Origin of the sequence: Haloferax sp. KTX1, assembly GCF_902410085.1 — an archaeon.
In the GTDB taxonomy this organism is placed as follows: domain Archaea; phylum Halobacteriota; class Halobacteria; order Halobacteriales; family Haloferacaceae; genus Haloferax; species Haloferax massiliensis.
Genome location: NZ_CABPRH010000206.1, coordinates 1 through 441, shown reverse-complemented (window position 1 = coordinate 441; position 441 = coordinate 1). Strand labels below are relative to the sequence as shown.

1 protein-coding gene is annotated in these 441 nt (G+C 50.1%); it reads left to right on the top strand.

The genetic code is table 11. The annotated features are described in order from the left end of the window. The coding region (locus FY251_RS21470) for an MBL fold metallo-hydrolase (protein WP_148416940.1) at positions 1-441 on the top strand (441 nt) is incomplete at both ends.

The window sequence follows — 441 nt, the reverse complement described above, 5'->3', positions numbered from 1 at the left end:
AACGAGAATCGTGAGAACAGTGAATACGGAGAGCCGATTACGATCGACCGATTGGTCATCACGCACGGTCACGAAGATCACATTGCATTCGTCGACGATCTGATCGAAGATGATCGATTCGATATTGAAGCAGTCTACTGGAATCAAGTAAGTGAGGCAGATCCCGAAGGTAAGGAACCTGATGACGAAGCGCTGGCAGCTATTGAGGCGGCCGAAGCATCGAGTGATCTCACCTACCACAAAAACACGGAACTAGAGAGTGGTACTGGCGACAATATCGAAGCGCCCGGGACGGATTTCGAGATCGTTAACCCAGAAACGTTAGATGAGGAAGATGGCGATGCCGACAGTGAGTCGTTGGCGATGACGATTACTATCGACGGACGGTCATTCCACATCGCGACTGATCATCATGTCAATAGTGATGTCCAAGCCAACAGC